The sequence below is a fragment of the Elioraea tepida genome (assembly GCF_019203965.1).
Classification (GTDB): Bacteria; Pseudomonadota; Alphaproteobacteria; order Acetobacterales; family Acetobacteraceae; genus Elioraea_A; species Elioraea_A tepida.
Window position 1 is genome coordinate 2,786,191 of record NZ_CP076448.1, and the last position, 25,721, is coordinate 2,811,911.

A 25,721-nucleotide genomic window follows, 5' to 3' on the forward strand; every position below is an offset into this window, starting at 1 on the left:
GGTCGGCGCTAACACTTTCACGCGCGTCGCCGGTGGCCAGTTCGCGTCAGGATCGGATAGACTCGGGCTGTGGCTCCTGCACACAGCACATCGCGTTCCGATGCCTGACGGTCTGGCCGATCCCGCGCTCCCGCCGGCCCAGTCGGATCAGATCACGCTCCGCCTCCGCCTGATCGGCACGATGGATGCGTGGGGGCTTGCGAGCGAGCGCGTGCTGCCGCGCGTGCGTAAGACACGCGGCATTCTCGCCGTGCTTGCCCTCTCCGCCGGGCGGCCGGTTCCGCGCGCGCGTCTCACTGGCCTGTTCTGGAGCAGGCGTGACCGGGAACAGGCCCGCGCCTCGCTCAGGCAGTCGCTGCATGAGCTCGGACATGCGCTCGCTCCCTGCGGCGGGATTCTTGTCACGACCCGCGAGACGGCCCAGCTCCTGCCCGAGCGGCTCTGGGTGGACGCGACCGAGGTGCTTCGTCTCGGCGCGACCGAGCCGGCCGCACTCGACGTGATCGAGGGGACGCTGCTCGCCGACCTCGACGGGCTCGATCCGGCCTTCGACCAGTGGCTCGCTGAGGAGAGGCGGCGTTTCCGCGCCCGCGCCAGAACCCAGGCGGAGGCCCATTACAGCGCCCACGACCCGGCCGAGGTGCGGGTCGTCGCCGCCCGGCGGATCGTGCAGATCGATCCGACCTACGAGCCTGGGTGGCTTGCGCTGATCCAGGCGCTCGGCGATCTCGGCGACCGCTCCGCAGCGCTTGCCGCCTACGACCAGGCGCGCGCCGAACTCGCTCGCGTCGGCGCCGAGCCGGCGGCCGAGCTCGAGGCCACCGCGCAGCGGCTTCGGCTGGAACTCCGCGCCGCCGGCCAGCCGCGAACGGAGGTCTCCACAAGCCATCCGCCGCCGCAGCGGGCGACGGTGCGCGGCGCGCGAATCGGCGTCGCGCCCCTGAAGCTCCTCGGCACGGGCGCGGGCGAGCATCTCTCCATCGCTCTCGCCGACGAGATCACCACCGCTCTGTCGCGCCTGCGCTGGCTCTCGGTCGTCTCCTCGGCCACGCTCGCGCGTCTTCACGACCCGACCGACACCGTCGCCGCGCGGCGCGATCTCGGCCTCGACTTCCTGCTGGCAGGGAGCGTGCAGGCGGCCACCTCGCCAGAGACGGGCGCGCCGCAGGTGCGCGTGTCGCTGTCGCTGCTTGATCTCCGCGCGGAGGCGCAGGTCGTCTGGGCGCAGCGGTTCGACCGCGACGCCTCCGACATCTTCGCGCTTCAGGACGCGGTGGCCTCCGAGGTGGTCGCCCGAATCGATCCCGAGATCCTGCTGATCGAGGCGCGCCGGGCCGAGAGCAGGGTGCCCGCGCCGGCCTCCGCCTATGAGCTCCTGCTCAAGGCGATCCCGGCGATCTACCGCCTCGACCGAGTGCCCTTCATGGAGGCGGGCGTCCTGCTCGCCGCCGCGATCGCGCGCGAGCCGGACTATGCCGCGCCGCACGCCTGGTATGCCTACTGGCACATTTTCCTCGTCGGCCAGGGCTGGGCCGAGAATGCCGAGGAGGCGATGCGGACGGCGGGCGATCTCGCCACCCGCGCCATCGCGCTCGACCCGGCGGACGCGCGCGGCCTCACCATCGCGGGGCATGTGCAGGCCTACCTCCATCGCCGCCACGACCAGGCGATCGCGTTGCACGACCGTGCCCTCAGCATCAACCCGAACCTGCCGATGGCCTGGGTGTTCTCCGGTGCTGCCCACGGCTATGCCGGCCGCCATGCCGAGGCGATCCGACGGATCGAACGCTACCGCCGCCTCTCGCCGATGGACCCGCACGCCTTCCTGTTCGAGACGGGGCTGATGACGCCGCACATCCTGCAGGGCGACTACGCCGAAGCGGTGCGGATCGGCGAGGCGGTGACGGCGATGCAGCCCAATCTGACCGCCGCCTGGAAGCCCTATGCCATCGCGCTCGCACTGATGGGCCGCGACCAGGAGGCACGCGAGGCGGCGCGTCGTCTGCTCGCGCTCGAGCCAGGGTTCACGATCTCGGGCTTCCTCGCCACCACACCCTATGTGCGCCCGGAGGACCTCGCCACCCTCGCCGCCGGGCTGGAACGCGCAGGTCTGCCCAGCGGCTGAGAAGCCCCTTTGTTGCGGCGCACCATCGCCTGGGCTAGGCTGCGCCGAGGGTCGACGAAGCCCCGCCGCGCCTTCCATACACGCGCGGTGCGCCAAAACGGGAACGCCGCTTGACCGACACGCCTGACACGCCCGCACCGCCGGGCCGAACGCCGCCCGAGGCCGCCCCGGTGCTGCTCGAGGAGGAGATGCGGCGCTCCTACCTCGACTACGCGATGAGCGTGATCGTCGCGCGCGCGCTCCCGGATGTGCGCGACGGGCTGAAGCCGGTGCACCGGCGAATCCTGTTCGCGATGCACGAGGCTGGCTACGCGCATGACAAGCCGCACCGCAAGTCGGCGCGCGTCGTCGGCGACGTGATGGGGAAGTACCACCCGCATGGCGACGCGGCGATCTACGACGCCATGGTGCGCATGGCGCAGCCCTTCTCGATGCGCCTGCCGCTGATCGACGGCCAGGGCAATTTCGGCTCGATGGACGGCGACCCGCCGGCGGCAATGCGCTACACCGAGGTGCGGCTCGCCCGCGCCGCGGCCGACCTGCTCGACGGCATCGACGAGGACACGGTCGATTTCCAGCCGAACTACGACGAGACGGCCGAGGAGCCGCGCGTCCTTCCCGCCGCGTTCCCGAACCTCCTCGTCAACGGCGCCTCCGGCATCGCCGTCGGGATGGCGACCAACATCCCAACCCACAACCTCGCCGAGGTGGTGGATGCGACGATCAAGCTGATCGACGAGCCGGAGGCGGACCTCGCCGCGCTGATGGCGCTGCTTCCCGGCCCCGACTTCCCCACCGGCGGCATCATCCTCGGCCGCTCCGGCATCCGTTCCGCCTACGAGACAGGCCGCGGCTCCATCGCCGTGCGCGCCCGCGCCAGCATCGAGGAGATCCGGCGCGACCGCGAGGCGATCGTCGTTACCGAGATCCCCTACCAGGTGAACAAGGCCGACCTGCTCGAGCAGATCGCAACGCTCGTTCGCGAGAAGCGGATCGAGGGCATCAGCGACATCCGCGACGAGAGCGACCGCGACGGCGTCCGCATCGTCATCGAGCTCCGCAAGGACGCAAATGGCGAGATCGTCCTCAACCAGCTCTATCGGTACACGCGGCTGCAGGTGAGCTTCCCCGTGCAGATGCTCGCGCTCGCAGGCGGCCGGCCGGAGCAGCTCGGGCTGAAGCCGATGCTCGAAGCCTTCCTCGCCTTCCGCGAGGAGGTGGTGATCCGACGCTCGCGCTTCCGCCTCGCCCGGGCGCGGGAGCGCGCGCATGCGCTGATCGGGCTCGCGGTCGCGGTCGCCAACATCGACGAGGTGATTCGCCTCATCCGCGAGAGCGCCGATGCGGCGGCCGCGCGCGCGGCTCTGATGGGACGCGCCTGGCCGGCCGCTGAGCTCGGCCCCCTGCTCGCGCTCGTCGACGACCCCGCCAACGCGCTCGCACCCGACGGCACGCTGCGGCTGACGGAGGCGCAGGCGCGCGCGATCCTCGACCTCCGGCTGCAGCGGCTCACCGGGCTCGAGCGCGAGAAGATCGCCGAGGAGCTGCGCGGCCTCGCCGCAACGATCGAGGAGCTGCTCGGCTTGCTCTCCGCACGTCCGCGACGCCTCGCCGCCATCCGCGCCGAGCTCGAGGCGATCCGCTCCCGCTTCGCCGAGCCGCGCCGCACCGTGATCGAGGACAGCGAGAGCGGCATCGACGACGAGAGCCTGGTCGAGCCCGCACAGATGGTGGTGACGCTCACGCGCGAGGGCTTCATCAAGCGCGTGCCGCTCTCCGCCTTTCGCGCGCAGCGTCGCGGCGGTCGCGGGCGAACCGGCATGGCCACGCGCGAGGAGGATGCGGTGACGCGCATCTTCGTCGCCAACAACCTCGACGAGGTTCTGTTCTTCACCTCGCGCGGCATGGCCTATCGCCTCAAGGTCTGGCGCCTTCCGGAGGCCGCGCCGCAGGCGCGGGGGCGGAACATCCGCCAGCTCCTCGGCGGGCTCGCAGCAGACGAGAGCATCACCGCCGTGCTGCCGCTCCCGGCCGACGAGAGCCTCTGGGACAGCCACTACGCTGTGTTCGCGACCTCCGGCGGCGACGTGCGGCGCAACCGCCTCTCTGACTTCCGCAACGTGCGTCAGAACGGCCTGATCGCGATGAAGCTCGAGGAGGGCCAGAGGCTGATCGGCGTCCAAGCGGTGCGCGAGACCGACGACGTTCTTCTCGCCACGCGCCAGGGCCGTGTGATCCGCTTCGCGGTGGCCGACGAGCTGCGCGTCTTCTCAGGGCGTACCTCCACCGGCGTGCGCGGGATACGCCTCGCCCCGGGCGACGAGGTGATCAGCCTTTCGGTGCTTCGCCATGTCGAGGCCACCGCCGAGGAGCGCGCGGCCTATCTCAAGGCGGCAGCGTCGCGGCGGCGCGCCTCGAGCGAGACGGCGGAGCCTGAGGAGCCGGCGGAGGAGCCCGGGGCACAGGAGGCGGCGGCCGAGATCGTGCTCTCTCCGGAACGCTTCGCCGAGCTCGAGAGGGCGGAGGAATTCGTGCTCACCGTCACCGCCGGCGGCTACGGCAAGCGCACCTCGTCCTACGAGTATCGCATCTCCGGCCGTGGCGGCCTCGGCATCACCGGGGTGGCGTTGACGCAGAAGAACGGCATGGCGGTCACTGCCACCTTCCCGGTGCGCGACGGCGACGAGCTCATGCTCGTGACGGATGCTGGCCGCACGATCCGCCTGCCGGTGTCCGATATACGGATCGCCGGTCGCGCCACTCAGGGCGTGACGCTGTTTCGGATCGAGGAGGACGAGCACGTCGCCGCCGCCTTCCCGGTGGTCGAGGACGAGGGCGAGGAGCGTGGGGAGGATTCGGGAGGCGAGGCGTGAGCGAGCCGAGGATCGCCCTCTATCCCGGCACCTTCGACCCGGTGACGAAGGGGCATCTCGACATCATCGGCCGTGCCGCGAGGCTGTTCGATCGTCTCGTCATCGGGGTGGCGGCGAATGCCGGAAAGGGGCCGCTCTTCAGGCCCGAGGAACGGGTAGCGATGCTTGAGGCGGCGATCGCGCCGATCGCCGCGCGCAACGGCACGGTGATCGAGGTGATCGCCTTCGATTCGCTCTTGATCCATTTCGCGAAGCGGATCAAGGCTCGGGTGATCATCCGCGGGCTGCGCGCCGTTTCCGACTTCGAGTACGAGTTCCAGATGGCCGGCATGAATGCCCGTCTCGACCCAGGGGTGGAGACGGTGTTCCTGATGGCGTCGGAGGGCGTGCACTTCATCTCGAGCCGGTTCGTCAAGGAGATCGCGCGGCTTTCGGGCGACATCTCGCCCTTCGTCACGCCCGAGGTCCTTGCCGCCGTCACCGCCAAGGTCGCGGCCGAGGGAGAACCGGCGAGGCTTGCCTCGGGCTCGGGTTCGGCGCACGACTGACCGCCGATTCTTCATGGGAGGTTCCGGATGACGGCCACGCTCCGCCTCGCGCTCACAGGCGCGGTGTTCCTGATGATGGCCGCGACGGCGGACGCGCAGGCGCCGCTTCCTGACCCCGAAAACACGCTCTACATGGACCTCAGGACCGGCCGGGTCGTGATCCAGCTCAGGCCCGACCTCGCGCCGAAGCATGTCGAGCAGGTCAAGACGCTCGTGCGCCAAGGGTTCTACGACAACACGCCCTTCCATCGCGTGATCGAGGGCTTCATGGCCCAGGGCGGGGACCCGACCGGCACCGGCACTGGGCGGAGCCGCCTTCCCAACCTCCCGGCCGAGTTCACGACCCGCGCGCGGTTCCTGCGCGGCACCGTCGGGGCGGCACGGTCGCAGGACCCCAACAGCGCCAACAGCCAGTTCTTCATCATGTTCGCTCCCGGCCCATTCCTCGACGGCCAGTACACGATTTGGGGCCAGGTCATCGAAGGCATGGAGCACGTGGATGCGATCAAGCGCGGCGATCCGAACCGCAACGGACAGGTGGCGCCGCCGCCCGATCGGATCCTCAGGATGCGCGTCGCGGCCGATGTGCGCGACTGACGCGCCTCTTTTGACGCGCGGGCGAGGGCGGCCTAGAACCCGCCCGGTTGCCGCAGGGGGCCGGTAGCTCAGCGGTAGAGCACGGGACTTTTAATCTCGTGGCCGAGGGTTCGAATCCCTCCCGGCTCACCAGCGCACCTCAGGCTGCGAACCGCACCCCCTCCCGCGCGTGCCACAGGCGGCCCGCGATCACCACGCCGTCGGACACGATCCGCCTGTCACCCTCGAGATGCTCGCCCACCACGTCCTCGTAGTCGAACCGCCCCTCGAGCACGGAGAGGATCGTCGCATCCCCCGGCGCGCCGGGGCGCAGCGTGCCGAGCTCCGGGCGCCGCAGCACCCGCGCCGCATTTACGGTGGAGGTGGCAATCACCTCCTGAAGCGTCATGCCGAGGCAGAGGAATTTCGACAGCGTCGTCACCTGATCATAGGCCGGCCCGTTGATGCAGAGGGCGTGCACGTCCGACGAGATCGTGTCGGGCAGGAACCCGTTCGCGAGCATCGTCCGTGCGGTCTTGAACGAGAACGAGCCCTTGCCGTGGCCGATGTCGAACCAGACGCCGCGGTCCCGCGCGGCGAGCACTGCCTGCTTCACCGTCCCTTGCGCCGTCACCGGGGCGTTGGGGAAGGGGCGGAAGGCGTGGGTGAGCACGTCCCCCGGCCGCAGGCGGTTCACAACGTCCTCGTAGGACGGGGGCGGGTGGTCGATATGCGCCATCAGCGGCAGACCGGTCTCCTCCGCCACTTGGAGCGCGATCTCGAGCGGCGCTGTCCCCTGCGTGCCGGAGGAGTTCCTGCCGACCCGAACCTTGATGCCGACGATCACGTCGCGGTTCGCCTCCGCCACCGCAACCGCGTCGATCGGGTTCATCAGCCGAATCTCCTCGCTCTCGCCCACCATCACGCGTTGCGAGAAGCCGAAGATGCCGGCGTGCGAGACGTGCAGATAGGCGAGGATCCGCACCGCCGAGGGCTCGATCACATGCCTGCGGAAGCCCATGAAATTTCCTGGGCCCGCGCTGCCCGTGTCCACCGCCGTGGTCACGCCGGAGCTGCGCGCGAAGGCCTCCGCATCGATGCCGAGCGAGGTTCCGTGCACGTAGACATGGGTATGGAGGTCGATTAGCCCGGGCGTGACGATGTGGCCGGAGACGTCGCGCACGTCCTTGGCCCCGTCGCGGGGAATGTCCCGCGCCACGCGCGCCACGGTGCCGCCTGCGAAGGCGACGTCCATCACCCCGTCGAGGTTCTGGGACGGGTCGATCACATGCCCGCCGGCGAGGATCAGGTCGTAGCCCATGCTCGGTCCCTCATGCGTGTGCTGCGTCCTACGGACGGATGGCGACGATCGCCTCGATCTCGACCGTGATGTTGTTCGGCAGCGACCCCATGCCGACGGCAGAGCGCGCGTGCCGCCCCTCCTCCCCGAACACCGCCTCGAGAAGCTCCGAACACCCGTTGATCACCGCCGGATGGTCGCGGAAGCCGGCGGCGGCGTTGACCATGCCGAGCAGCTTGACGATCGCAGCCACACGGTCGAGCGAGCCCAAGGCGGAACGCATCACGGCGAGAAGCTGTAGCCCGACGAGACGGGCATGCTCATAGGCCTCGGCCACGCTAACGGCCGTTCCGACCTGGCCCTCGTGGTAGCCGCCGTCCGGGCGCCGCGGCCCCTGGCCGGAGAGGAACAGGAGGTCGCCCGCGCGGCGATAGGCCACGTAGCGTCCGACAGGGGCGGGCGCGGGCGGCAGGACGAGCCCGAGCCGTGCGAGCCGAGCCTCGGGCGTCTCCGTCTCCGCCATGGTGCGTCCTCCCGCGCGTCGTGCCGTCGAGGCAGCTCGGAGGCGAGGCTAGAGGGGCTTGATGCGGCTGGCAACGGACCGGGTGAGGTCGGGCGAAGGGGCTCAAGAGGGCGGCGCGCACCCTGGCGGCCGCGCTGGCGCGCCGCGCCATGCCGCTGCCATTGCCTTGCCTCGGAGCGCTGCTCATCTCGGAGGCATGCGCCCGCGCCTGATCCTGCTCGCGCTCGGCTTCGCGGCGTCGGCCTGCGCGAGCACGCCCCATGCCTGGCAGAACCCGGCCACGGGCGAGCTTGCCCCGACGGATGTGATCGACGGGTGCCTCGCCGAGGCGCAGCGCGAGGCGCATCGCAGCGTGTTCCTCTACGGCTGGTATGGCTGGGGCACGCCCTGGGTCGGCTGGCCGTGGGGCCCGCATCCTCGTGCGTGGGGTTTCGGAACCGGGCTCGGCTACACCAATCTCGCCTTCGTGCAACGCACGCAGGAGCTGATGGCGTTCTGCATGCGTCTCAAGGGCTTCGCCTGGCTCCCGGTTCGCCCGGCCACGGGTGCGGCGGTGCCTGCGCCCGACACGGCCGCGACGCAGGCAAAGCCCTGACAGCCCCGTGTGCTGACGTTTATCGGCGGAGCGCCCATAACTGGTGTGGTTGAGGTCGCGACGGAGGTCGTCGATGGTGGTGCATCGCCGCAAGCCCTGGCAGCTCCCCGAGAGCGCCATCACGCCTGAGGAGGCTGTTCTTGCCCATGCGGCGGCGAAGCGGAGCGGGCCCTCGCGCCGCGCGCTGCTCGGCGCCGCTGCCGGCCTCGGCGCTCTCGGGCTCGGCGGCGGCCCTGCCGCGCGCGCCCAAGGGCGAGACCCGATCGGCTGGTGGAACGCGCAGATCGCGAACGATCCGAGCCGCGGCCTCTACCCCGCCGCCCGGAACGACCGCTACACCCTCGACCGGCCGCTGACCGAGGCGCGCCAGGCGATCGTCTACAACAACTTCTACGAGTTCGGCTCGCACAAGGAGATCTGGCGTGCCGCACAGCGCCTCGAGACGCGCCCCTGGACGGTGACGATCGACGGCCTCGTCGCGTCGCCGAAGACGGTCGACATCGATACCCTGATCAGGGCGTTCCCGCTCGAGGAGCGTCTCTATCGCTTCCGCTGCGTCGAGGCCTGGGCGATGGCCGTGCCATGGACCGGCTTTCCGCTCGCGGCGCTGATCCGCTGGGCTGAGCCCCTGGGCGGGGCGAAATACGTGATCTTCCAGAGCTTCGAGAACCGGGCGATCGCTCCCGGCTTCCGCCAGACCTGGTATCCCTGGCCCTATGCGGATGCGTTCACGCTCGAGGAGTGCGTCAACGAGCTCGCGCTGATGGTCACAGGGATCTACGGCAAGCCGCTGCCGCCGCAGATGGGCGCGCCGATCCGCCCCATCCTGCCGTGGAAATACGGCTTCAAGCAGCCGAAATCGGTGGTTCGGATCACCTTCGTGGCGGAGCGCCCGGTCGGCTTCTGGGAGAGGCTTCAGCCCTCCGAGTACGGGTTCTGGGCCAATGTGAACCCGGATGTGCCGCACCCACGCTGGAGCCAGGCGACGGAACGCATGCTCGGCACCGGCGAACGCCGGCCGACCCTGATCTGGAACGGCTATGGCGAGCACGTGGCGCATCTCTACGCCGGGCTCGCGCACGAGCGCCTGTTCGCATGAGGCCTTCCGCCGCTCACCGTCAGGACCTGCCATGCGCGGCCTCGTGCGCGGGCTGATGGGCGTGCTCGGGGTGCTCCTCCTCGCCGCGTCGCTTTGGCCTGCCGCGCGCGAGGCGCTCGCGGCGTTCTCGGGCACGCACCGGCTGATCCCGCTGGGCCAGCTCTGGTTCGAGATCGATCCACCGAGCCTGAACTTGGCGCAGGCCGGGATCCAGCGCCATGTGGCGCCGTGGCTCTGGGAGGATGTGGTGCAGCCGCTGCTCGAGCTTCCCGCCTGGCCGGTGCTCGCTGGCCTCGGCACGGTGCTGCTCGCGCTTCGCCCGTTCCGCTCGCGCTAGATCGGGAATGGCCGGGGCGTCGTCACCGCGCGAGAGCGTGCTTCTGGTCGAGGACACGCGCGCTCTCGCCGAGCTCTACACCTCCTACCTCCGCGAGGCGCCGTGGTCGGTCGCGCACGCCGCCACGGCGGCGGAGGCGCGGGCGGCACTCGCGCGCGAGCCGGCGGATGCCGTGCTGCTCGATCTCCGCCTGCCGGATGCGGACGGGCTTGATCTCTTGCGCGAGCTGCGCTCTGCGCGGCGGCCGCCCGAGGTGATCGTGATCACGGCCAACGGCTCGGTCGCGACCGCTGTCGCCGCCATGCAGGCGGGAGCGACGGATTTCCTGGTGAAGCCCTTCCCGCAGGAGCGGCTGCTCGTCACGCTGAAGAACGCGCTCGAGCGGGCGCGACTCGCGCGCGAGGTCGAGGCGCTCAAGAGCGCGGCCGACCGCACGTCCTATTGCGGCTTCATCGGCGCGGCACCGGCGATGCAGGCGGTCTATCGCATCATCGACAACGCCGCGGCGAGCCGGGCGACGGTCTTCATCACCGGCGAGTCAGGCACCGGCAAGGAGCTCGCGGCGGAGGCGGTGCACCGGATGTCGCCGCGGCGCGACGGCCCCTTCGTCGCCATCAATTGCGCCGCGATCCCGCGCGAGCTGATCGAGAGCGAGGTGTTCGGCCATGTCCGCGGCGCCTTCACCGGAGCTGTGGCCGACCGCGCCGGGGCGGCGGCACAGGCGCACGGCGGCACGCTGTTCCTCGACGAGATCTGCGAGATGGACCTCGCGCTCCAGGGCAAGCTCCTGCGCTTCGTCCAGACCGGCGCCTACCAGCGCGTCGGCTCCCCACGCCTCGAGCAGGGGGATGTACGGTTCATCTGCGCGACGAACCGCGACCCGCTCGCCGAGGTGAAGGCCGGTCGGTTCCGCGAGGACCTCTACTATCGCCTGCACGTGATCCCGATCGAGCTGCCGCCCTTGCGCGAGCGGGGAACCGACATCGTGATGCTCGCCGAGCATTTCCTCGCCCGCTTCGCCGCGGAGGAGGGAAAGGGCTTCCGCGGTATTGCCGAGGACGCGCGTGCGGCGCTGATGGCGCATTCCTGGCCCGGCAATGTGCGCGAGCTCGAGAACGCGATCCGCACCGCCGTGGTGCTGAACGACGGGGAGCTGCTCACTGCCGCGATGCTGCCACCACGCGTGCTCTCGCGAGGATATCCCGCCCCGGCGGCGGCGCCGGAACAGCCCGCCCGCGCGCCGCAGGCCGCAGGGCGCAGTATCCGGCCGCTTGCCGAGATCGAACGGGAGGCGATCGAGCACGCCATCACCGCCTGCGGCGGCAACATCGCCCAGGCTGCTGCCGCCTTGGGGATCTCGCCGTCGACGATCTACCGCAAGCGCGCCGCCTGGGGTGGCGGCTGAGGCGTCACGCGCGTCCGCGCAGCTGCGCAAGCGCGGCATGCACGCCGCATTGCAGAACGCAAAAGGCAGAGGCCACCTCGTCGAGATTGCCGCTCCGGGCGGCGCGCTCGGCACGCAGCGCATCCTCCACAAGCCCGGCGAGACCGAAGGCTGCCGCACCGGTGGCCAGAGCATTCGCCTCCGATGCGACGGCCGCCGTACGGCCCGCATCGATCGCACGGGCGATCGCATCGATCCGGCGCAGAAGCTCGGTGCTGAAGAGGGCCGCCCGTGCGGCCCGGTGTTCTGCCCCCTCCGCCAGGGCGCTGACGTTCGCGCGCGTCTTGGAGGGGGAACCGTCGGCCATGCTCGCGAGCATCCTCTCATTCGGCGCCGCGGCGGCGCTGCCGCGGCCCGTCGTCTGGTCACTGACTTGCAAGATATGTGCTAGACGCTGCCGCAGCGCAGCATCGCTGCCGCCTTCGTGATCACCGCATGCGTCCTCTCCCACAGCCCAAGGCCGTCGAGTGCCGCGAGCGGCGTCCAGGCGAGGGCGATGCAGTCGCCGCCGGGAACCGCCTCGCCGGGGGCGGCTTTGGCCGCGAAATCGACGAGCGTGTAGTGGAACTGAACCCGCCCCGCCGCGTCGCGCGTGATCGAATCCACCACGTCGACGAGCCGAAGCGGCCCCTCCGGCGCGAGGCCGGTCTCCTCGGCGAGTTCCCGCAACGCCGCCTGTTCGACCGTCTCGCCGAGTTCCTGCCCCCCACCCGGGAGCGACCACTCGCCCGCACGCGGCGGCGACCCGCGGCGTATCAGGAGCACCGTGTCGCCTCGGAACAGGATCACCCCCACCCCGACGCGCGGATGGGTCGGATACTCGCGCCCGCTCAGGAGGGATCTCGGGCCGGCGGGGCGGCGACGTCCTCGGGCCGGTAGAGCAGGACGTCAGCCTTCCAGTCGATGAGCTGGAACGCCCAAGGCGAGAGGCGGCGGGAGAGCGCCTCTGCCTCTGCCTTCGCCTCCTCCGCGCTCTTGACCTCGTTCGGGGGATTGTCGGGCCGGGGCCGCTCCTGCCAGGCGACAGCGAACAGAGCCCAGCGTTTCTCCTCCGCCCCGACCAGCCGGACCGTGATGCCGAGCCCGTCGAAGGTCTCGAACCGCGCCTCGCCGAGCGTGGTCGCCCCGGCGAGCGAGGCGGCGGGGCGGACATCGTTGAAGGTGAGCCACTCGAGGGCGCGCGGCAGGTCGTCAACCTTCGCCTGGTCCGCCCGGAAATCCTCCGCCATCCCCTCAAGCTCGACCGACTCGAGATCGGCGCTGCGGCGGACGGCGCGCACCGGCTCCGCACCGGCCCGGTGCGTGGTCGCCGAGGCGATCCGGGAGCGACGGATGTCGAGGATCTCGCGCTCCACCCAGAGCATCGGGTCGTTGTCGGTGCGAAGCGTTCCCTCGGCGAGGAAGGTGCGCGTCTCGCCGGGCCGGCGGAGATAGATCGCTTCGGGCAGGTTGCCCGCGGTGCGGATCCGCCTGCGGCCGAGGATCGCCTCGACGATCGCGTTTCCTTGCGCGTCGAGCACGCGCAGGAGCTGGCTCGTCCCGCCCGGAACGGTCACGTCCTCGAGGCCGAGGCGCGAGAACAGCTCGGGGTTACCGGTTCGCTCCTCGATCAGCTTGAGTTCGACAAGACCGGCGAAGAGCTCACGCACCCGGTCCGGCCGGACGGGGTAGCCGCCCTTGTCGGCAAGACCCCAGACGCCGTCCGCACGGGTGAGCACGAGCGTTCCGTCGTGGCGCCTGATCTCGATGCGCACGGCCTCGGCAAGACGCGGCGCCACCCCGGGAAAGGCCGGCTCGCCAATCACCAACGCCTCGGTGCGCGGGCGCTCGCCACCCAGCAGCACCGCCGCTGCGCCGCCGGCAGCGGCCAGCGCCGCCGCGCCGAGCAGGAGAACCCCTCGCCGCGTCATGCCGGCGCCTCCAGAGGCTCCTCGGCACGCCGGGCGCGCCGGCGTATCCGCCACAGCCCGAGCAGGATCGCGACGATTGCCACCACCACGGGGACGGCGACGATGGCGGCAAGCTTCACTGTTCGCTCGAGCGCCTCGATGTCGCGGCGGAGGTCGCGCTGCACCGCGCGCAGTTCCTGCCGCGTCTCGAGGATGACGCGCCGCGCCTCCTCGATCGCCGCGCGCTGCTCCGCCGTCAACACGGCCTCGGCCCGGCTGCGCTCGGCGGCGGTCGCACCACCCTGGCGAAGCTCCCGCAGGCGACGCTCGGTCTCCTCGAGCTTGCGTGTGAGCGCCTGTTCGGTGGCGCGGTAGTTCGCCTCCGCCTGGCGCCGCATCGACTCGACAAGTTCGAAGGGTCTCCGGCTCTCGCCTCGGCTGCGCAGCCCGATCAGCGCATCGGAGCCGGCGAGATTGTCGAGCGCATTCACGATCAGCGCGCCATTGTCGGCGGTCGGCTGCGCCACCTGCTGGCCGAAGAAGTCCTGCACGCGCACCCAGAACCTGTCCTCGAGCACGTCGCTGTCGGCGATCACCACGAGGTTGGCCGTGCCCTCGCTTCGCGCGAGGTGGGGCCGCGTGCGGGTCGGCGCCTCCTCTCCCTCGGCCGGCGGGGGAGGGCCATCGGGGAAGGCGGAGGGGAGCGTGCCGCGGATCCGCGCAGCGAGGGTGAGCGCCTGCCCGCCCGGGCGGAACTCGGCGAGGATGGCTGCGGGGTTGGGGTCGTTGCGCACCTTCTCGGCCGGGATCGCCGCCGCCTCCGCGCTCGTGGTGATGAGCGGGAGGAACTCGATCGCCGCCCCCTCGCGTCGCGTCAGGAAGCCTGGGCTTCCGAACGCCACCTGGTTCAGCTCGCCCGTGACGATGTCGCCGCGCGCGATCTGGCCGGGCCCAGAGGCGACGAACCAGGCGACGTAGTCGACGGCCTGCAGACGATCCTGCGGGTTGGCGCGCACCCGAAACGCGCCGCGAAGATCGGCCGCCACCTTGTCTTTGTCGAAGCCGATTCCCCAGGCCTCGAGCAGGCGCGGCAGGTCGGAGGCGGTGTCGGTCTGCGGCCGGCCGCGCGGGTCGGGCCGGAAGGCCTGCGCCTCGGAGTGCGGATCGACGAGCAAGAGGAGCCGCCCGCCGCGCATCACGAACTGGTCGATCGCATACTGGGCGCGGAGCGAGAGGTTCTGCGGGTGCGCCACCATCAGCACCGAGATCCCCGGATCGATCTCGGCGGCATCAAGCGGCACCTCCCTCACCTCGAGGAACTGGCGCATCTGCGTCATCACCACCCAGGGCGGGGAGGGCCGCCCCCCGAGGCCGCGCATCTCGCCGTTCACCGGCAGGCCCGTCATGACGCCGATCACGGGCCGGCGCGGGTTCGACAGCTCGTAGACGAGGCGCGTGAGGTCGGCCTCGAGGAAGCGCTCGCGCTCCAGCTGGAAGAACGGGATCGTCCGCTCGTCGTCGAGCGTGTTCGAGCCGGCGAGCCCGAAATAGACCTGCTCGCCCGACCGGTCGACCGGCACGCCCTGCAGCCCGTAGGCGAGCGCACGGTCCTCGACCTCGGAGAACGGCTCCGGCTCGTAGAACTCGAGGCGAATCTTGCCGTTCGAGAGCTCGGCATATTCGCGCAGCAATTCGCGCACCCGGGTGGCGAGCCCGGCATAGAGCGGGATCTCCCGCCCGAGGCGCTGGGAGTAGTAGAGCCGGAGCGTGATCGGCTCCTCTAGGCTGCGCAGCACCGTCTTCGTGCCCTCGGAGAGGGTGTAGAGACGTTCCTCTGTCAGATCGATCCGGGCGGTCGCGAGAAACCGGTCGGCGAGCACGTTGACGGCGACGGCGAGCACGAGCGCGGCGAGGATCCCGGCCGCACCGAGCAGGCGGCGCGGCGGCGCCTTTGCGGGCGGCTTCCGTGTCACCGCTGCGTCGAGCGTCGCGTGATGGGCGGCGTCCAACATCTCACCCCGCCTTCTTGAGTTCGACGATCACCGCGTTGGCATAGAGCCAGAAGGCGATGAAGGAGGCGAAGAACACGAGGTCGCGGGCCGCGATCACGCCGCGGGTGATGCTGTCGTAGCGGCCGATCAGGCTGATCCGCCGCGCCGCTTCGAGCGCCTCCGCTGGGATCGCATCGGCGATGAAGCCCGCGACCACGGGGCTGCCGAACACGGTGAAGACGAAGCAGACGGCGGTCGCGAGAACGAAAGCGATCACCTGGTTCTTCGTCAGCGCCGACACCGCCGCGCCAACCGCGAGATAGCAACCGGCGAGCAGGAGCGAGCCCGCGTAGCCCGCGACGATCACGCCATTGTCCGGCGTGCCGAGCAGGTTGACGATCACGACAAAGGGGAAGGTGAGCGCGAGCGCGATCGCCGTGAACGCCCAGGCCGCGAGGAACTTGCCCAAGACCGCCTGCCACATCGCCACCGGCAGGGTGAGCAGGAGTTCGATCGTCCCGGTGCGCCTCTCTTCCGCCCAAAGCCGCATTGTGATCGCCGGGATGAGCAAGAGGTAGAGCCAGGGGTGGAAGGTGAAGAAGGGAGCGAGGTCGGCCTGGCCGCGCTCGAAGAAGGAGCCGACGGAGAAGGTCAACGCGCCGAGCAGGACGAGGAAAATGACGATGAACACATACGCGACGGGGGTCGCGAAATAGGCCGCAAGCTCGCGCCGCGTGATGGCAAGGAGCGTGCGCATCTCAGGCCGCCTCGCGCAGCCCGCCGGCGGCGGTCGTGATGGTGCGGAACACCTCGTCGAGCCGCCCGCGCTCGACCCAGAGCTCCGCGGGCGAGATCGAGGCGGCGGCAAGCGCCTGCCTGACCGACACCTCGATCGACTGCCCGCTGGCCGGAAGAGCCGAGACGGAGACGAGGCCATCGATCGGCGTCTCCTCCGCCTCGACGGCCGCCACGCCGGCAAGCCCCCGCAACGCGGCCATCGCCGCCGCCCGCTGCCCCGGCGGCACCCGGACCGTCACCGCATTGTGCCAGCGCGAGCGCGCCGCGAGAGCGGCCGGAGAGCCATCCGCCACCAGCCGGCCGCGGGCGATCACCACCGCGCGGGTGCAGATTGCCTCCACCTCTTCGAGGATGTGGGTGGAGATGATGATCGCCTTCTCTGACGCCATCGCGCTGATCAGCCGCCGAACCTCGTGCTTCTGGTTCGGGTCGAGCCCGTCGGTCGGCTCGTCGAGGATCAGAACCTCGGGGTCGTGGAGCAGCGCCTGGGCGAGGCCCACGCGTCGCTTGAACCCCTTCGAGAGCGCCTCGATCGGGTAGTAGATCACATCGCCGAGGCTCGTTGCCCGCATCGCCCGCTCGACGCGCGCGCGGCGTTCCGCCCCGGAGAAGCCGCGCACCGAAGCCACCCAGTCAAGGAAGGCGAGCACGGTCATGTCCGGGTAGGTCGGCGCTCCTTCGGGCAGGTAGCCGAGGCGACGCTTCACCGCGAGCGGCTCGGCAAGCACGTCGTGCCCGGCAAGCCGCGCAGTGCCGGCGGTCGGCGTGAGGAAGCCCGCAATCATCTTCATGGTGGTGGACTTGCCCGCGCCGTTCGGCCCGAGGAATCCGAGCACCTCGCCGCGCTCGACCGTCATCGAGACGTCGTCGACGGCAATCACCGGCCCGAAGCGTTTGGTGAGGCCCTCGACCTCGATCATCGCCGCCATGCGGCCTCGATCCTCTGTCTCTGCCCGAAACCGGCGGCGGATTTAGAAGCGCCGCCGCCGGCGATCAAGTCAGGACCAGGGGGTTGATTATGGCGTCAGGTGCGGGTCAAGGCGGGCTGACCGGGTCGTGATCGGCGCTTCGCCGCGTCCGGCCGGCTCGGGACGAGGGGGGAAGCGATGGACCTGCGCGAGCGCTACGTCGAGGACTACACGCCCGGCCACAGCGTGACATTCGGCGCGCGCACCGTGACCGCGGAGGAGATCATCGCCTTCGCGCGGGCCGTCGACCCGCAAGCCTTCCACCTCTCGGAGGAGGGCGGCCGATCGAGCCCCTATGGCGGGCTGATCGCCTCCGGCTGGCACACGGCGGCGCTGACCATGCGCATGCTCGTCGACACGGTCGTCTCCCGCCACGGCCTCGGCTCTCCCGGCCTCGACGAGCTCCGCTGGCTCAAGCCTGTCCGGCCCGGAGACACGCTCTCGGTGCGCGTCACTGTGCTCGAGACGCGGCAGTCCCGCTCGAAGCCCGATCGCGGCATCGTCAAGCAGCGCACCGAGGCGCTGAACCAGAACGGCGAGGTGGTGATGCTCTGGACCGGCACCATCCTCGTCCGCTGCCGCACGCCCGCCTAGCCCGACACGGCGGCGATCCGCGCCAGCGTTTCCGCCTCGCCGAGCGCGGCCGCGACGTCGAACACAGGAGGGCTCACCGTCGAGCCGGTCAGCGCAGCGCGCAGCGGCATCGCGAGATCCTTCAGCGTCACGCCGGTGGCGGCGGCGTGCGCGCGCGCGGCCGCCTCAAGCGCGGCCGGCTCCCACGCCACGCCCTCGAAGGCGCGCGCGAGCCCGCGCAGGGCGATGCGCGCCTCCGGCGTGAGCAGTGCTTGGGCCTTCGGCTCGAAGCTGAGCGGAATGGTTCTGACCAGGAACGAAGCCTGGTCAGCGAGCTCCTCGAGCGTCTGCGCACGCTCCTTCAGCGCCGGCATCAGCTTCGCCACACGCTCCGCCGTGATCGCGCCGATCGCCCCTTCGGCGCGCCGGGCGAGCCGCTCGAGCGTGAGCTTCGTCAGCCGCTCGTTGTCGGCGCGGCGTATCCAGACGCCGTTGAGGTGCCTGAGCTTGGCATAGTCGAACCGGGCCGCGCCGCGCCCGACATCGGCGAGGTCGAAGATCGCCGCCGCTTCCTCGAGCCCGATCACCTCGATGTCGCCGCGGCCCCAGCCGAGGCGGAGCAGGTAGTTCGCCACCGCCTCGGGAAGGTAGCCCTGGTCGCGGAAGTCGAGCACGCTCACCGCCCCGTGGCGCTTCGAAAGCTTCGCCCCGTCCTGGCCGTGGATCAGCGGGATGTGGGCGAAGCGCGGCGGCTCCCACCCCATCGCGCGATAGACCTGGACCTGGCGGAAGGTGTTGGTCAGGTGGTCGTCGCCGCGGATCACGTGGGTGATCCCCATGTCGTGGTCATCGACAACCACGGCGTGGAGATAGGTCGGGCGCCCGTCGCTGCGGAGCAGGATCATGTCATCGAGCTCCGCGTTGGCGACCCGGACCGTGCCCTGCACGAGGTCCTCGACCACCGTCTCGCCCTCGCGCGGCGCCTTGAGGCGTATCGCCCCGGGCACGCCGGGCGGGGCCTCCTTCGGGTCGCGGTCGCGCCAGGTGCCGTCGTAGCGCGGCGGCCGGCCTTCCGCGATCGCCCGCTCCCGCATCGCCTGCAGCTCCTCGGGCGTCTCATAGGCGTAGTAGGCCGTGCCGGCAGCCACCATCGCGCGCGCCACCTCGGCGTGGCGTGCGGCGCGCGCGCGCTGCGAGACGGGCGGCTCGTCTGGCGGAATGCCGAGCCATGCGAGGCTCTCGATGATCTGCTCGACCGCGCCGGGCACCTCGCGCGTCGTGTCCGTGTCCTCGATCCTGAGCAGGAACCGGCCGCCGGTGGCCCGCGCGAACAGCCAGTTGAAGAGAGCGGTGCGGGCGCCGCCGATGTGGAGGAACCCCGTGGGAGAGGGAGCGAAGCGCGTGACGGTTGACATGCCGGGGCCTCTACCATGCTGCCGTCGGGGCGTCAGCCCGAGCCGATGGTCGGGATCGACGCCTCCGCCTCGAACAGGTGGAGCAGGAGCCGCGCCGCCCGCCCGCGGGGTCCCTGGAGCTCGGGGTCGCGCTCGAGCAGGAGCACGGCGTCATCGCGGGCTGGCTCGATCAGGTGCCGGTGCGAGGCGGGGTCGGCAAGGCGGAAGGAGGGAAGGCCCGACTGCCTTGTGCCGAGCGTGTCGCCGCCTCCTCTGAGCTTAAGGTCTTCTTCCGCGATCGCGAACCCGTCGTCGCTCGCGCAGAGGGTCTCGATCCTCCGGCGCGCGACCTCCGACAGCGGCTCGTCATAGACGAGAATGCAGTAGGAGGCCTCCGCCCCGCGCCCGACCCGCCCGCGAAGCTGGTGCAGCTGGGCGAGGCCGAAGCGCTCGGCCTGCTCGATCACGATCACCGAGGCCTCGGGAACGTCGACCCCGACTTCGACCACGGTGGTGGCGACGAGCACTGTCTTCTCCCCCCGCGCGAAGGCCGCCATCGCCGCGTCTTTCTCCGCCCCGCGCATCCTCCCGTGCAGGAGCGCGACGCGGCCGGGGAAGTGGCGGGCGAGCCCGGCCGCGCGTGCCTCGGCGGCGGCGAGGTCGGCCGCCTCGCTGTCGGAGACGACTGGGCAGATCCAGTAGGCGCGCGCCCCCGCCGCAAGCCGCCGCCCGAGGGCCTCGACCACCTCGGCGAGCTTCGCCGCCGGCTTGGCAAGGGTGGTGACGGGTCGCCGCCCGGGCGGGCGGCCGGTGATCCGGCTCACCTCCATGTCGCCCCAGGCCGTGAGCAGGAGTGTGCGGGGGATTGGCGTGGCCGTCATCACGAGCACATCCACGGCGCGACCCTTCGCCGCGAGCATCAGCCGCTGGTGCACGCCGAACCGGTGCTGCTCGTCGATCACGGCGAGAGCGAGATCGGCGAACGCCACCTCGTCCTGGAACAGGGCGTGCGTGCCGACGGCAAGGCGCGTCCGGCCCGAGGCGAGGCCGGCGAGCGCCGCCTCGCGCGCCTTGCCCTTCTCCCGGCCCGTGAGAAGAGCGACTTCGAGCCCGGCGGCGGCGGCGAGACGGCCGATCGTCGCATGGTGCTGGCGGGCGAGGAGCTCGGTGGGCGCCATCAGGACGGCCTGCGCGCCCGCCTCGACCGCGCGCAGCATCGCAAGCAGCGCGACAAGCGTCTTGCCCGAGCCGACATCGCCCTGAAGAAGCCTTAGCATGCGACGCGGCGCGGCGAGGTCGCGGTCGATCTCGGCGAGCGCCGCCGCCTGGGCGGGGGTCAAGGCGTGGCCGAAGGCGTCGAGGGCGCGCGCGCGCAGCCGCCCGTCGCCGATCAGCGCCCGGCCGGGTTGGCTGCGGAGTGCGCGCCGCGACAGGGCAAGCGCGAGCTGCTGGGCGAACAGCTCGTCATAGGCAAGCCGCATCCGTGCCGGATGCGCGGGCGCGACCGCCGCTGCGTCCCCAGGGCGATGGCAGGCCTCGAGAGCAGCCTTCCAGGACGGCCAGCGCTCGCGTCGCACAAGCCCAGGCTCGATCCACTCGGGAAGGTCGGGGGCGCGCGCGAGCGCCGCCTCAACTGCCAGGCGCATCTCCCAGGGCCGGAGCGTGGCCGTGAGGCCCCAGACGGGCTCGATAAGCGGCAGCTCGCCCGCCCGCTCGGGCGGCAGAATGAAATCGGGGTGCGGCATGACGAGCCGGCCGCGGTCGAGCTTCAGCATCCCCGAAATCACCCGACGCGCGCCGAGGGGCAGCTGGTCGGCCCGGTGGCTGCCACGGCCGAACAGCAGGATGTCAAGGCTGCCCGACCCATCGCCGACCTCGATCACCCACGGCGCGGCGGCACTCCGCGGCGGCCGGCGTGCGGTGACGGTCACCTCGAGCGTCACCACGGCTCCGGCAGCGGCCTCGGCGATCGCCGGCCGCGCTCGCCGATCGATCACTCCGGTCGGGAGGTGCCACAGGAGGTCGAGCACACGCCCTCCGCCGGCAGCGCGGGTAAGAAGCGCCTCGCGCCTCGGGCCCACACCGGGAAGCGACCCGAGCGAGGCGAAGAGCGGGAAGAGGAGGGAGGGGCGCGTCACGGGCTGACAGGATCGTTCGCGCGCCATATATCACGTCGGGCAAAGGGGCACCCGGCAGGGGCCGCCCCCGCTACGCCTTGGACCCGGCCCCCGCGATGACCGACGCCCTTGCCGATCCACGCCGTCGACGCCTCCTGTTCCGTGCCTGCCACCGTGGCACCCACGAGACCGACCTTTTGGTCGGCGGCTTCGTCGCCGAGGCGATCGGCACACTCGACGAGTCGGAACTCGACGCGCTCGAGGCCGTGCTCGAACTGCCCGACCTCGACCTGTTCGATTGGCTGACGGGGCGCAGGCCCGTGCCGCCGGAGGTGCACTCGCCCCTGCTTGAGCGCATGGTCGCGTGGTCGCTCGCCCAGCGCGGGGTGACTGCGCCGGGGAACGGCCATGGCTGAGGGAGACGCCGCGGCCGCGCGGATCACGGTCGCCGGCTGCCCGGAGGGCTACGACGCGGTGCTCCTCGCCCGAGCGCGACAGGAGCATCGCGAGCCCCTGATACATGTCTGCCGCGACGATGCGCGGATGGCGCGGATGGCGGAGGCGCTCGCCTTCTTCGCCCCCGGCGTGCCGGTGCTGCAGTTCCCGGCCTGGGACTGCCTCCCCTACGACCGCGTCGGCCCGAACCCGGAGCTCGCGGCGCGGCGCCTCGACACGCTCACCGCCCTGCTCGAGCCGCCCGAGCGCCCCTTCATCCTCCTCACCACGGTCAACGCTCTCGTGCAGCGCGTGCCGCCGAAGGAGGCCTTCGCCAACGCCGTTCTCAAGCTTCAGCGTGGCAGCCGCACCGGGCTCGACCGGATCGTTGCCTTCCTCGAGGCGAACGGCTACAGCCGCGCCAACACCGTGATCGAGCCCGGTGAATATGCCGTGCGCGGCGGCCTGATCGACCTCTTCCCCCCCGGCCGAGAGGAGCCCGTGCGGATCGATCTCTTCGGCGACGAGATCGACGAGATCCGGAGCTTCGACCCGTTCAGCCAGCGCTCGACCGCGCGCCTCGAGACGGTGGTGCTCAAGCCCGTGAGCGAGGTGCTGCTCGACGACGACTCCGTCACACGGTTCCGCACGCGCTACCGCGAGCTGTTCGGCGCCGCGGCGGATGACCCGCTCTACGGGGCCGTCTCGGCGCGGCGTCGCCACCAGGGGATGGAGCACTGGCTTCCCCTGTTCCACGAACGGCTCGCCCCACTCACTGAGTACGTTCCGGGGGCGAGGATCTCGTTCGACCACGAGGCCGACGGGGTGCTCGAGGCTCGGCTCGAGATGATCGCGGATCATTACGCCGCACGCCGCAACCCCGAGCTGAGGCGGATGTCGGAGGGGGAACTCCCCTACAATCCGCTTCCCCCCGATGCGCTCTACCATGATGCCGCCTCCTGGTCCGCGATGCTGCGGCCGCATGCGGTCATCCGCTTCTCGCCCTTTGCGAGGCCGGAGGAGGCGGACTCGAACCGGCCCGACGGGGCAGTGATCGATGCCGGAGCGCGACCGGGCCGCGAGTTCACGGACGTGCGCGCGGCCGGGGCGAACGTGTTCGACGCGCTGGCCGAGCACGCCTCGGCGCTCGCCGGGCAGGGACGGCGGGTGATCATCGCCGCGTGGACGGCGGGGTCGCGCGAGCGGCTTGCGCATCTGCTCGCCGAGCATGGGCTTGCCGGCGCAGAACCGGTCGCCGACATCACCGCGGCCGAGGCGCTGCCGTCGGGTCGGGTCGCGCTCGCCGTGCTCGGGCTCGAGCGCGGCTTCGTCTCCGACCGGCTCGCCGTGATCGCCGAACAGGACATCCTCGGCGAGCGGATCTCCCGCCCAGCACGGCGGCGCAAGCGCGCCGACCAGTTCATCGCCGAGGCGACGGAGCTCAGCGAGGGCGATCTCGTGGTGCACATCGACCACGGCATCGGCCGCTACGAGGGCCTCGTGACGCTAACGGTGAACGGCGCAGCGCATGACTGCCTGAAGCTCGTCTACGACGGCGGCGACAAGCTGTTCGTGCCTGTCGAGAACATCGAGGTGCTCTCGCGCTACGGCGAGGGCGAGGGCGTGGCGCTCGACCGGCTCGGCGGCGTCTCCTGGCAGAACCGCAAGGCGCGGATGAAGAGCCGGATCCGCGACATGGCGGCGGCCCTGCTCAAGGTCGCGGCCGAGCGGCGGCTTCGCACCGCGCCGAGCCTGATGCCGCCCGAGGGGCTGTGGGACGAGTTCTGCGCCCGCTTCCCCTTCGCCGAGACCGAGGACCAGGCGCGCGCGATCGCCGACGTGCTCGAGGACCTCGCCTCCGGCCGGCCGATGGATCGCCTTATCTGCGGCGATGTCGGCTTCGGCAAGACGGAGGTGGCGCTGCGTGCGGCCTTCGTCGTCGCGATGTCTGGGCTTCAGGTCGCGGTGGTGGTGCCGACGACCCTGCTCGCACGCCAGCACTTCCGTCTGTTCGCGGAACGTTGCCGCGGCTTTCCGGTTCGCGTGGCGCAACTCTCTCGCATGGTGGGGGCGAAGGAGGCGGCGGAGGTCAAGCGCGGGCTCGCGGACGGGACCGTCAACATCGTCGTCGGCACCCATGCCCTGCTCGGGAAGGGGGTGGAGTTCCGCGATCTCGGCCTCGTCATCGTCGACGAGGAGCAGCATTTCGGCGTCGCCCACAAGGAGCGGCTGAAGCAGCTTCGCGCCGAGGTGCATGTCCTGACGCTGACGGCGACGCCGATCCCGCGCACGCTTCAGCTCGCGCTCACCGGCGTGCGCGAAATGAGCCTGATCGCGACCCCGCCGGTCGATCGCCTCGCCGTGCGCACCTTCATCCTGCCGTTCGACCCGGTGGTGCTGCGCGAGGCCTTGATGCGCGAGCGGTTCCGCGGCGGGCAGACCTTCTACGTGGTGCCGCGAATCGAGGACCTGCCGAAAGTGCGCAGCCGGCTCACCGAGCTCGCGCCCGAGCTCAAGGTGGCCGAGGCGCACGGGAAGCTCTCCGCGACCGAGCTCGAGCGGGTGATGACGGAATTCCAGGACGGCCGACACGACGTCCTGCTTGCGACCAACATCATCGAGAGCGGCCTCGACATGCCGGCCGTGAACACGATCGTGATCCACCGCGCCGACATGTTCGGCCTCGCCCAGCTCTACCAGCTGCGCGGACGGGTGGGGCGGGGCAAGCTGCGCGGCTATGCCTATCTCACGCTTGCGCCCGACCGGAAGCTGACGCCGACGGCGCAGAAGCGGCTCGAGGTGATGCAGGCGCTCGACAACCTCGGCGCCGGCTTCACCCTTGCAAGCCACGATCTCGACATACGCGGAGCGGGGAACCTGCTGGGCGAGGAGCAATCGGGCCATATCCGCGAAGTCGGGATCGAGCTCTATCAGCAGATGCTCGAGGAGGCGGTGGCCGAAGCGAAGGCCGGTGATGGCGGCTCGGTCGGCTCCGACCGAGACTGGACGCCGCAGATCAATCTCGGCATGGCCGTGCTGATCCCGGAACACTATGTGCGCGACCTGCCGGTTCGGCTCGGTCTCTATCGGCGCATCGGCGCGCTCGCCTCGGATGCCGAGAGCGAGGCGCTCGCGGCCGAACTCGTCGACCGGTTCGGGCCCCTGCCGCCTGAGGTTGAGAACCTGCTCACGGTGATGGCGATCAAGCGCCTCTGCCGCGAGGCCGGCGTGGAGAAGCTCGATGCCGGGCCGAAGGGCCTCGTGATCGGCTTCCGCGGCAACGCCTTCCGCGACCCGGTCGCGCTCGTCGCCTGGCTGCAGGGCCAGAAGGGGCTGGCGCGGCTGCGCACCGACCACAAGCTCGTGGTGACGCGCGACCTCGATGATGTGGCGCGCCGCGTCCGCGCAGCGCGCGAGGTGCTCGCAAGCCTCGCCGGCCTGCTTGCGACGGCGAAGGCGGCCTGAGGGGCCTCACGCCGCCGTTTCGAGGGCGGCGATGTCGAGCATCCGGTCGAGCACCTCCGGCTCCTGCGCGCCGGCGATGGCGTGGCGCTCACCGAACACGAAGCAGGGCACGCCGTTGATGCCGAGGCGGTGCGCGCGCAGGTTGTCGGCGTGGACGGCGTCGGTGCCGAACCCGGCTGGGCCGTGGATCGCGGGGTCACCCGCAAGCCCTGTCTCGGCCCAGATGGCGGCGAGCGTGGCACGGTCGCCGATGTCGCGCCCCTCGGAGAAATGCGCGGCGAACAGCGCCTCGACCAGCGCGCCGGCGCGCCCCTCGGCGGCGGCAAGCCGCACGAGCCGGTGCGCCTCCACCGTTGAGGGGGTGCGCGTGATCCGGTCGAACCGGAAGGTGATCCCCTCGCCGCGGCCGACCTCTGCGATCGCCGCGTGCAGCCGACGCGCGCGCTCCTCCCCGCCGAACTTGCGCTGCAGGTATTCCGCCCGCGCCATGCCGCGCGCGGGCATGTCCGGGTTCAGCAGGAAGGGGCGGTAGGCGATCTCGACCGCGAGATCGTGCCGGCGCGCGACGGCGCGCGCGAGGCGTCGCACGCCGATCCAGCACCACGGGCAGACGAGGTCGAACACGACCTCGACCGCAAAGCGCGCGATGCGCGGGGCGAGCATGTTCATGG

Annotated in this window: 22 protein-coding genes and 1 tRNA gene; 12 read left to right on the plus strand and 11 right to left on the minus strand. The window is 71.1% G+C overall.

Annotated elements, in window-relative coordinates; all coding sequences use genetic code 11:
* The first annotated feature begins 100 nt into the window (after positions 1–100).
* The 5 genes from KO353_RS13375 (at position 101) to KO353_RS13395 (ending at position 6,275) form a co-directional block, all read left to right on the plus strand.
* The gene (locus KO353_RS13375; RefSeq protein ID WP_218285254.1) at positions 101–2,125 is read left to right on the plus strand and encodes a BTAD domain-containing putative transcriptional regulator; all 2,025 of its coding nucleotides are present in this window, start codon (positions 101–103) and stop codon (positions 2,123–2,125) included.
* Between the two features lie 110 nt (positions 2,126–2,235).
* Positions 2,236–4,998, plus strand: a complete 2,763-nt coding sequence (gyrA, locus tag KO353_RS13380) for a DNA gyrase subunit A (RefSeq protein ID WP_218285255.1) — start codon at positions 2,236–2,238, stop codon at positions 4,996–4,998.
* Positions 4,995–5,546: a pantetheine-phosphate adenylyltransferase gene (coaD, locus tag KO353_RS13385; RefSeq protein ID WP_218285257.1), complete on the plus strand. Its 552-nt coding sequence runs from the start codon at positions 4,995–4,997 to the stop codon at positions 5,544–5,546. The genes gyrA and coaD overlap by 4 nt, the downstream gene beginning before the upstream one ends.
* Positions 5,547–5,621: 75 nt before the next feature.
* The gene (locus KO353_RS13390) at positions 5,622–6,143 is read left to right on the plus strand and encodes a peptidylprolyl isomerase (protein WP_235692125.1); all 522 of its coding nucleotides are present in this window, start codon (positions 5,622–5,624) and stop codon (positions 6,141–6,143) included.
* 57 nt (positions 6,144–6,200) lie between these two features.
* Positions 6,201–6,275 (plus strand) — tRNA-Lys (locus tag KO353_RS13395).
* A 7-nt stretch (positions 6,276–6,282) separates the two neighbouring features.
* Here KO353_RS13395 and KO353_RS13400 read toward each other — a convergent pair.
* Both KO353_RS13400 and KO353_RS13405 read right to left on the minus strand, forming a co-directional pair.
* Positions 6,283–7,443, minus strand: a complete 1,161-nt coding sequence (locus KO353_RS13400; protein ID WP_218285261.1) for an amidohydrolase/deacetylase family metallohydrolase — start codon at positions 7,441–7,443, stop codon at positions 6,283–6,285.
* A 28-nt stretch (positions 7,444–7,471) separates the two neighbouring features.
* Positions 7,472–7,945, minus strand: coding sequence for a RidA family protein (locus tag KO353_RS13405; RefSeq protein ID WP_218285263.1), 474 nt, complete (start codon positions 7,943–7,945; stop codon positions 7,472–7,474).
* Positions 7,946–8,141: 196 nt separating this feature from the next.
* Here KO353_RS13405 and KO353_RS13410 point away from each other — a divergent pair, with 196 nt between their 5' ends.
* From KO353_RS13410 to KO353_RS13425, 4 genes are all read left to right on the plus strand, one after another.
* Positions 8,142–8,540: a hypothetical protein gene (locus KO353_RS13410; protein WP_218285265.1), complete on the plus strand. Its 399-nt coding sequence runs from the start codon at positions 8,142–8,144 to the stop codon at positions 8,538–8,540.
* A 73-nt stretch (positions 8,541–8,613) separates the two neighbouring features.
* Positions 8,614–9,639, plus strand: a complete 1,026-nt coding sequence (gene msrP, locus KO353_RS13415) for a protein-methionine-sulfoxide reductase catalytic subunit MsrP (protein ID WP_218285267.1) — start codon at positions 8,614–8,616, stop codon at positions 9,637–9,639.
* A gap of 31 nt (positions 9,640–9,670) precedes the next feature.
* Positions 9,671–9,976, plus strand: coding sequence for a hypothetical protein (locus KO353_RS13420; RefSeq protein WP_235691874.1), 306 nt, complete (start codon positions 9,671–9,673; stop codon positions 9,974–9,976).
* Between the two features lie 7 nt (positions 9,977–9,983).
* Positions 9,984–11,381, plus strand: coding sequence for a sigma-54-dependent transcriptional regulator (locus tag KO353_RS13425; RefSeq protein ID WP_218285268.1), 1,398 nt, complete (start codon positions 9,984–9,986; stop codon positions 11,379–11,381).
* 4 nt (positions 11,382–11,385) lie between these two features.
* On the opposite strand, the gene KO353_RS13430 is transcribed toward KO353_RS13425, so the two are convergent.
* The 6 genes from KO353_RS13430 to KO353_RS13455 form a co-directional block, all read right to left on the minus strand.
* Complete coding sequence (locus tag KO353_RS13430) at positions 11,386–11,727, minus strand: hypothetical protein (protein ID WP_218285270.1); 342 nt, start codon at positions 11,725–11,727, stop codon at positions 11,386–11,388.
* 80 nt (positions 11,728–11,807) lie between these two features.
* Entirely contained in the window at positions 11,808–12,215 is a 408-nt protein-coding gene (locus KO353_RS13435) for an NUDIX hydrolase (RefSeq protein WP_407928197.1), read from the minus strand.
* A 35-nt stretch (positions 12,216–12,250) separates the two neighbouring features.
* Positions 12,251–13,330: a DUF4340 domain-containing protein gene (locus KO353_RS13440; RefSeq protein WP_218285272.1), complete on the minus strand. Its 1,080-nt coding sequence runs from the start codon at positions 13,328–13,330 to the stop codon at positions 12,251–12,253.
* Positions 13,327–15,321: a GldG family protein gene (locus tag KO353_RS13445; protein WP_218285274.1), complete on the minus strand. Its 1,995-nt coding sequence runs from the start codon at positions 15,319–15,321 to the stop codon at positions 13,327–13,329. The genes KO353_RS13440 and KO353_RS13445 overlap by 4 nt, the downstream gene beginning before the upstream one ends.
* A gap of 1 nt (position 15,322) precedes the next feature.
* Complete coding sequence (locus KO353_RS13450; protein WP_218285275.1) at positions 15,323–16,057, minus strand: ABC transporter permease subunit; 735 nt, start codon at positions 16,055–16,057, stop codon at positions 15,323–15,325.
* A 1-nt stretch (position 16,058) separates the two neighbouring features.
* Positions 16,059–17,027 (minus strand): ABC transporter ATP-binding protein, encoded by a 969-nt coding sequence (locus tag KO353_RS13455; protein ID WP_218285277.1) that lies wholly within the window; start codon positions 17,025–17,027, stop codon positions 16,059–16,061.
* A 177-nt stretch (positions 17,028–17,204) separates the two neighbouring features.
* On the opposite strand from KO353_RS13455, the gene KO353_RS13460 reads away from it, so the two are divergent.
* The gene (locus KO353_RS13460; RefSeq protein ID WP_218285279.1) at positions 17,205–17,660 is read left to right on the plus strand and encodes a MaoC family dehydratase; all 456 of its coding nucleotides are present in this window, start codon (positions 17,205–17,207) and stop codon (positions 17,658–17,660) included.
* On the opposite strand, the gene gltX is transcribed toward KO353_RS13460, so the two are convergent.
* Positions 17,657–19,054, minus strand: coding sequence for a glutamate--tRNA ligase (gene gltX / locus KO353_RS13465; RefSeq protein WP_218285280.1), 1,398 nt, complete (start codon positions 19,052–19,054; stop codon positions 17,657–17,659). The genes KO353_RS13460 and gltX overlap by 4 nt on opposite strands.
* Before the next feature lie 32 nt (positions 19,055–19,086).
* Complete coding sequence (recG, locus tag KO353_RS13470; RefSeq protein ID WP_235691877.1) at positions 19,087–21,171, minus strand: ATP-dependent DNA helicase RecG; 2,085 nt, start codon at positions 21,169–21,171, stop codon at positions 19,087–19,089.
* Positions 21,172–21,266: 95 nt separating this feature from the next.
* Here recG and KO353_RS13475 point away from each other — a divergent pair, with 95 nt between their 5' ends.
* Both KO353_RS13475 and mfd read left to right on the plus strand, forming a co-directional pair.
* Positions 21,267–21,566 (plus strand): FAD assembly factor SdhE, encoded by a 300-nt coding sequence (locus KO353_RS13475; RefSeq protein WP_218285284.1) that lies wholly within the window; start codon positions 21,267–21,269, stop codon positions 21,564–21,566.
* Complete coding sequence (gene mfd / locus KO353_RS13480) at positions 21,559–25,050, plus strand: transcription-repair coupling factor (RefSeq protein WP_218285286.1); 3,492 nt, start codon at positions 21,559–21,561, stop codon at positions 25,048–25,050. The genes KO353_RS13475 and mfd overlap by 8 nt, the downstream gene beginning before the upstream one ends.
* A gap of 6 nt (positions 25,051–25,056) precedes the next feature.
* Here mfd and KO353_RS13485 read toward each other — a convergent pair whose 3' ends face one another.
* Positions 25,057–25,719 carry a DsbA family oxidoreductase gene (locus tag KO353_RS13485; protein WP_218285288.1) on the minus strand — a complete coding sequence of 221 codons (663 nt, stop codon included), beginning with the start codon at positions 25,717–25,719 and terminating at the stop codon, positions 25,057–25,059.
* Positions 25,720–25,721: the final 2 nt, after the last annotated feature.

What these genes read in the sequence shown, in the direction of transcription:
- KO353_RS13375 (WP_218285254.1), top strand. Translation starts at nt 101, where the DNA reads ATGCCTGACGGTCTGGCCGATCCCGCGCTCCCGCCGGCCCAGTCGGAT.
- KO353_RS13390 (WP_235692125.1), top strand. Translation starts at nt 5,622, where the DNA reads ATGGCCGCGACGGCGGACGCGCAGGCGCCGCTTCCTGACCCCGAAAAC.
- KO353_RS13400 (WP_218285261.1), bottom strand. Translation starts at nt 7,443, where the DNA reads ATGGGCTACGACCTGATCCTCGCCGGCGGGCATGTGATCGACCCGTCC.
- KO353_RS13405 (WP_218285263.1), bottom strand. Translation starts at nt 7,945, where the DNA reads ATGGCGGAGACGGAGACGCCCGAGGCTCGGCTCGCACGGCTCGGGCTC.
- KO353_RS13410 (WP_218285265.1), top strand. Translation starts at nt 8,142, where the DNA reads ATGCGCCCGCGCCTGATCCTGCTCGCGCTCGGCTTCGCGGCGTCGGCC.
- msrP (WP_218285267.1), top strand. Translation starts at nt 8,614, where the DNA reads ATGGTGGTGCATCGCCGCAAGCCCTGGCAGCTCCCCGAGAGCGCCATC.
- KO353_RS13420 (WP_235691874.1), top strand. Translation starts at nt 9,671, where the DNA reads ATGCGCGGCCTCGTGCGCGGGCTGATGGGCGTGCTCGGGGTGCTCCTC.
- KO353_RS13425 (WP_218285268.1), top strand. Translation starts at nt 9,984, where the DNA reads ATGGCCGGGGCGTCGTCACCGCGCGAGAGCGTGCTTCTGGTCGAGGAC.
- KO353_RS13430 (WP_218285270.1), bottom strand. Translation starts at nt 11,727, where the DNA reads ATGGCCGACGGTTCCCCCTCCAAGACGCGCGCGAACGTCAGCGCCCTG.
- KO353_RS13440 (WP_218285272.1), bottom strand. Translation starts at nt 13,330, where the DNA reads ATGACGCGGCGAGGGGTTCTCCTGCTCGGCGCGGCGGCGCTGGCCGCT.
- KO353_RS13445 (WP_218285274.1), bottom strand. Translation starts at nt 15,321, where the DNA reads ATGTTGGACGCCGCCCATCACGCGACGCTCGACGCAGCGGTGACACGG.
- KO353_RS13450 (WP_218285275.1), bottom strand. Translation starts at nt 16,057, where the DNA reads ATGCGCACGCTCCTTGCCATCACGCGGCGCGAGCTTGCGGCCTATTTC.
- KO353_RS13455 (WP_218285277.1), bottom strand. Translation starts at nt 17,027, where the DNA reads ATGGCGGCGATGATCGAGGTCGAGGGCCTCACCAAACGCTTCGGGCCG.
- KO353_RS13460 (WP_218285279.1), top strand. Translation starts at nt 17,205, where the DNA reads ATGGACCTGCGCGAGCGCTACGTCGAGGACTACACGCCCGGCCACAGC.
- gltX (WP_218285280.1), bottom strand. Translation starts at nt 19,054, where the DNA reads ATGTCAACCGTCACGCGCTTCGCTCCCTCTCCCACGGGGTTCCTCCAC.
- KO353_RS13475 (WP_218285284.1), top strand. Translation starts at nt 21,267, where the DNA reads ATGACCGACGCCCTTGCCGATCCACGCCGTCGACGCCTCCTGTTCCGT.
- mfd (WP_218285286.1), top strand. Translation starts at nt 21,559, where the DNA reads ATGGCTGAGGGAGACGCCGCGGCCGCGCGGATCACGGTCGCCGGCTGC.
- KO353_RS13485 (WP_218285288.1), bottom strand. Translation starts at nt 25,719, where the DNA reads ATGAACATGCTCGCCCCGCGCATCGCGCGCTTTGCGGTCGAGGTCGTG.